We start from the raw sequence: 3,753 nt of genomic DNA, 5'->3' as shown, positions 1-3,753 counted from the left end.
GCAGGGGGGACCCTGTGGGAGAGTAGGACGCCGCCGAACAATCATTGCGGGAAGCCCCGCACCAAACCTTCGGGTTCGGTGCGGGGCTTTTCTGCGTTCCCCCACATGTGGTGTGTCCGCGATGGTTCACCATGCCCATCTCGATGCGGACATGCCGCACGTCACCTTCCCGAGTGGGGCTCACAGGCACTGGTTGCCACGGCCGAGGGCCGAGCCGAAGGCCTATGAGGGGCAGGGGGTGGGTGTCTTCGATACTGAACCGCTGAGCCTTCGCTCCTCAGAGGCGGCCGGCGGCCTTTAGGGACAGGTAGGCGTCGGCCAGGGCCGGGGCCAGGGTGTCCGGGGTGGCGTCGACCACGTGGACGCCGTGGCGGGAGAGCTGGTCGGCGGTGCGGCGCCGCTGGGACTGGGCCTGGGTGCCGGCCGCGGCTTCGTAGACCGCGTCCACCGTGCCACGGGACTTCGTCATCTCCGCGACGTGCGGGTCGGCGACCGAGGCCAGCAGGACCGTGTGGCGCTGCGTGAGCCGGGGGAGCAGCGGGAGCAGGCCCTCTTCGATCGGGGCGGCGTCCAGGCTCGTCAGGAGGACCACCAGGGACCGGCGCGGGGCGCTGCGGAGGATGGTGGAGACCAGGGTGCGGGCGTCCGTCTCGACCAGTTCGGGTTCGAGGGAGGCCATCGCGTTGACGAAGGACGGGAGGACGTCGGCTGCCGCGCGGCCCTGGACCTGGGCGCGGGGGCGGCGGTCGTGGGCCAGCAGGTCGACGCGGTCACCGGCGCGGGTGGCCAGGGCAGCGAGGAGCAGGGCCGCGTCCATCGCGGAGTCCAGCCGGGGGGCGTCGCCGACGCGGCCCGCCGAGGTGCGGCCGGTGTCGAGGCAGATGAGGATGTGCCGGTCGCGTTCGGGGCGCCAGGTGCGGACGGCCACCTTCTGCTGGCGGGCGGTGGCACGCCAGTCGATCGAGCGGGTGTCGTCGCCGGGGACGTAGTCACGGAGGCTGTCGAACTCGGTGCCCTCACCGCGCGTCAGGACGCTGGTGCGGCCGTCCAGTTCGCGCAGCCGGGCCAGCCGGGAGGGGAGGTGCTTGCGGCTGGTGAAGGGCGGCAGGACCCGGACCGTCCAGGGGGACGCGTGGGAGCCCTGGCGGGCCCACAGGCCCAGGGGCCCGTACGAGCGGATCGTGACGCGGTCCGCGCGGCGGTCGCCGCGGCGGGTGGGGAGCAGACGGGTGGTCAGCCGGCGGCGTTCGCCCGCGGGGACGACCACCTCGTGCCGGGAGGCGGCGGCCTCCGTGCCCGGGCGCCAGCTGCTCGGGGGCCAGGCGTCGCGGACGCGGGCCCGGAGCGTGCGGCTGCCGGGGTTGGTGACGGTGAGGTGGACGTCCGCCGGTTCGCCGAGGCGGACCGAGGTGTCTCCCGAGCGGGCCAGCACGAGGCTGCGGACCGGCGCCGCCAGGGCGTAGTCGACCGCGCAGGCCAGGGCGATCGGGCCGTTGACCGCGAGCATCCCCGTCCAGCTCGGTTCGAGGACGCCGACCGGAATGCTGCCGAGTGCCGCCAGTAGGGCGGCGCGTCCGGTGACGGCCATCAGCGGGGGACGGGGACGTGGGAGAGGATCGCCGTGATGACGGCGTCGGCGGTGACTCCCTCCATCTCCGCTTCCGGGCGCAGCTGGACGCGGTGGCGCAGGGTCGGCAGGGAGAGCGCCTTGACGTCGTCGGGGGTGACGTAGTCGCGGCCGGTGAGCCAGGCCCAGGCGCGGGCGGTGGCCAGCAGGGCGGTTGCGCCGCGGGGGGAGACGCCGAGTGTGAGCGAGGGCGATTCGCGGGTGGCGCGGCAGATGTCGACGACGTAGCCGGCGATCTCGGGGGACACGGAGACCTTGGCGACGGCCTCGCGGGCCGCTTCGAGCTGGGCGGGGCCGGCGACCGGGCGGACGCCGGCGGCGTGCAGGTCGCGGGGGTTGAAGCCGGCGGCGTGGCGGGTCAGGACGCCGATCTCGTCCTCGCGGGAGGGGAGGGGAACGGTGAGCTTGAGGAGGAAGCGGTCGAGCTGGGCTTCCGGGAGGGGGTACGTGCCCTCGTACTCGACCGGGTTCATGGTGGCGGCGACGAGGAAGGGGTCGGGGAGCGCCCGCGGGGTGCCGTCGACCGTGACCTGGCGTTCCTCCATCGCCTCCAGGAGGGACGACTGGGTTTTCGGGGGCGTGCGGTTGATCTCGTCCGCGAGGAGGAGGTTGGTGAAGACCGGGCCGTTCTGGAAGGAGAACTCGGCGGTGCGGGCGTCGTAGACGAGCGAGCCGGTGACATCGCTCGGCATCAGGTCGGGGGTGAACTGGACGCGTTTGGTGTCGAGTTCGAGGGAAGCGGCGAGGGCCCGCACGAGGAGGGTCTTCGCGACGCCGGGGACGCCTTCGAGGAGGACGTGGCCGCGGCACAGGAGCGCGACGACGAGACCGGTGACGGCCGAGTCCTGGCCGACCACGGCCTTGCCGATCTCGGTGCGGAGCGCTTCGAGGGAAGCGCGGGCGCTGTCCGCGGTCACAGCCGTGGACTCGGTGGCCGGGTACGTCATGACGTACGGACCTCTCTTTCGAGGGCGTCGAGGTGGTCGGCGAGCGCGACGAGTGCCGCGTCGTCGGAGGGGGTGGGGCCGAAGAGGAGGGCGGTGACGTCTCGCGTGACGTCCCGCGCGTCGTCCGTGAGCCGGGCGGAGACCGCCGGGGCGAGGGTGGCGGGGTCGTGGGCCCGGGTGGGCGGTACGCCGGTGAGGGCGGCGAGGCGTTCGCGGGTGGCGGCGCGCAGCACGGTGGCGGCGCGGTCGCGGGAGCCGGCCTTGCGGTAGAGGCGGGCGCGGCCTTCGGTGGCCTCGGAGGCGCGGATGAGGACGGGCAGTTTCTCGGTGACGAGGGGGCCGAGCCGGCGGGCGCGCCACAGGGCCGCGAGGACGGCGGCCAGGAAGAGCTGGAGCAGCGCCCAGGACCAGCCGGCCGGGACCAGGTCGAAGAGGCTCTTGTCGCCGGCGTCGGCAGCCGGGTCGGAGTCCGCGAGGGACGGCATGTACCAGACGAGGTCCGGGCGGGAGCCGAGGAGTTGGAGCGCGAGGGAGGCGTTGCCCTCCTCGGCGAGGCTCTCGTTGAGGAGGATCGTCTCGGATCCGAGGAGGACCGTGTCGCCGCCGGTCCCTGCCGGGAGGGTGAGCAGGGTGGGGTGGCCGCCGCTGGGGTAGCAGGCGGTGGCTCCCGGAAGGGTGGTGGTGTAGCGCAGGCCGCCGCCGGTTGCCGCGCGGCCGGCGGAGGTCGCGGCGGGCAGGGCGCAGTCGGGGGCCGGGGCGTCCGTGGTGGCGTCGCCCTGGGCGCGGACACCGGGGGAGAGGTCGGCGAGGCTGTGGCTGCCGGGGGCGAGCAGGACGGTGCGGCCGCCGGAGAGGTCGATGGCCGAACGGATGGTACGGCGCTGGGTGGTGCCGAGCCGGTCGGGGTCGGTGACGAGGAGCGTGGTGCGGGGGCCGGTGGCCTCGGCGGCCTCGGCGGCGGTGGTGACGACGCGGGTGGTCACGCCGCGGGCCTTGAGGAGCTCGGCGACGGCTCGGCTGCCGAGGGGGTCGGCGGAGCGCGGGTCTAGGTAGCCGTGGCGGGTGCCGGAGTTGAGGGCGGCCAGGATGATGGCGCCGGTGGTGAGGACGGCGAGTGCGGCGAGGAGGCGGCGGGTCGCCTTGCCGGCGGGGGTGACGGGGGTGACGGGGGTGACGGGG

General features: G+C 74.6%; 3 protein-coding genes. All 3 read right to left on the bottom strand.

Going from position 1 to position 3,753, the window contains the following annotated elements:
* Positions 1–277 precede the first annotated feature (277 nt).
* On the bottom strand, positions 278–1,588 hold the full coding sequence (locus tag IF88_RS0139440) for a DUF58 domain-containing protein (protein ID WP_030724312.1): 1,311 nt from the start codon (positions 1,586–1,588) through the stop codon (positions 278–280).
* Entirely contained in the window at positions 1,588–2,574 is a 987-nt protein-coding gene (locus IF88_RS0139435) for an AAA family ATPase (protein WP_030724309.1), read from the bottom strand. The genes IF88_RS0139440 and IF88_RS0139435 overlap by 1 nt, the downstream gene beginning before the upstream one ends.
* A partial coding sequence (locus IF88_RS0139430; RefSeq protein WP_030724306.1) for a DUF4350 domain-containing protein occupies positions 2,571–3,753 on the bottom strand: 1,183 nt, incomplete at its 5' end. The genes IF88_RS0139435 and IF88_RS0139430, both read right to left, overlap by 4 nt.

It is taken from the genome of Streptomyces sp. NRRL F-2580 (genome assembly GCF_000720115.1).
GTDB lineage: Bacteria > Actinomycetota > Actinomycetes > Streptomycetales > Streptomycetaceae > Streptomyces.
This window is presented reverse-complemented; position numbering and strand designations above follow the sequence as displayed.